This window comes from Caballeronia sp., assembly GCF_049581465.1.
Lineage (GTDB): Bacteria > Pseudomonadota > Gammaproteobacteria > Burkholderiales > Burkholderiaceae > Caballeronia.
In genome coordinates, this window is sequence record NZ_JBAUSA010000308.1 from 1 (window position 1) to 1729 (window position 1729).

Genomic DNA, 1729 nt, shown 5'->3' on the forward strand with positions numbered 1-1729 from the left:
CGCCATAACATGCCGCAGCCCACGGCTATCAGCAATACGCCAAGAAATAATGAAGCGACTGTTTCATATCGGCTATGACCATAGTTGTGATCGCGATCAGGAGCCGCCCCGCTATGCCGGTTCGCTAAAAGAACCACGAAATCGGATACCAGGTCTGCCAGGGAATGAACGCCGTCGGCAATCAGGGCCTGAGAATGTGCCAGGACGCCAACAGTGATCTGCAACGCCATTAACGCTATGTTTAGCGCAATACTGGCAATCGTTGTTTTGCGGGCAACGTCCTGCTTTTCCTCCGCGCGCGCAGATGTCGCTAACATGGTGCCGCCCAAAGTCATTGTGTTTTTTAATTCTAACAAGGCGCGGGCTCAGATTAAGAAAAAACAACAAAAAACCTTTAAAAATCATATTGTTAGGCAAACGCGACGCGTTCTCAGTCACGTGTGCATTAGCGTTAGCAGCGCGATTGTGCAGGTGCGACTGAAACCGCGATACATACGGGGCTTCAGCCGGACAACAAAAAAGCCGCGCCATTCTAAAATGGCGCGACTTTTTGAATTGTGACTAAATATTACTTCTGGATCAGAAAGCCGTCACGGTCCTGACCGGCAATCCATTTCGGCGGCTTGCCACGACCAGACCACGTGCTGCCGCTATCCGGATCACGATACTTGGGTGCAACGCCTGCGCGCGGACGACCTGCATTTTTCAATGCTTTACCACCTCGACCACCTGACAGTTCAGCGAGTGTGATGCCGTAATCGGCCATCTTCTGCTTGATTTCATTGAGAACTTCAGCATATTCCCGCGACTTGGCTTCTTCAATCTGTCGCTCGAGGCTTTCGCGCTGCGCGAGAAGTTCCTTGTAAGACGGCATGGTAATTTCCTTGTGATTTGCAATTTGCGAGTCGTCCTGCTCGCTTCGGTTATATGGCTAAGCCTCTCAATGGATCGCAGATTAACACAACTACGAATTTACGCACGTCTTGAAACGCTTGATTTAAATCATTTTATCACGGTACTTGAGCGTAACAATTGGTGCGAATTAGTACATAGCCGGAACAAACCATTCGCGATCGCGCTTGGCGGACGTGCGCACGAGAATTAGTTACCGAATTCTTTCAGATTATGAGAATTGTCGTAGATTAACGATAGAAAAATTTCATCTCATGCGAGGTTCGCATGCATCAGTAGCAATACTACGTCTAAAGAAAACTTAAGGGTCCCTCAAGAATCTTTGCAATAGGAGATGCGACCCATGTATTCACCTATGCCGTTCAATACAATCCTTCATTGCTGCGCTTAATTCCGCAAACGTTTCTTTCGGCTTATCAAATGTAAACCGATCGCGCGATGTCGGGCTTCTCAGGTCGCAGCCGTATCGATCGATACCCAATAGTCCAAGTTCCGTTGGACGGTCTGATGAATTGGCGAACAACGTCAACAGCGCGAGTTCGTCGATTTCCGATAGCGGTTCGAGTGGATCGAGCTCGGCTGCGTCAAGCCACCCCATTGCGCCGAATCCGCCTATATACCGCATGCGGTGCGGCGACATAGTCCAGAAGGTAAAGTCTCCGAGCTCAAGATAACTGGCAGCGTCCGGGTGATACCGCAAATACCGCCTTGATAGTTCGTCGATCGATTCAGGTGGCGCGGGTGAAAACGATCCGAGCATGGTGAGACGCTGGCCTTCGAGTATCGCGTCGCTGGCTGAATGAGTTACCAGAAAGCC

At 50.0% G+C, this 1729-nt stretch carries 3 protein-coding genes; all 3 read right to left on the bottom strand.

Translation table 11 applies throughout. From position 1 onward, the window contains the following. Window positions 1–317, bottom strand: a 317-nt coding sequence (locus tag WCA53_RS07650; protein WP_423907596.1) for a cation diffusion facilitator family transporter, incomplete at its 3' end; no start/stop codon positions are given. Between the two features lie 251 nt (window positions 318–568). After that, window positions 569–874 (bottom strand): H-NS family nucleoid-associated regulatory protein, encoded by a 306-nt coding sequence (locus WCA53_RS07655; RefSeq protein ID WP_423907591.1) that lies wholly within the window; start codon window positions 872–874, stop codon window positions 569–571. Window positions 875–1261: 387 nt separating this feature from the next. After that, window positions 1262–1729, bottom strand: a 468-nt coding sequence (locus tag WCA53_RS07660) for a pyridoxamine 5'-phosphate oxidase (RefSeq protein ID WP_423907593.1), incomplete at its 5' end; no start/stop codon positions are given.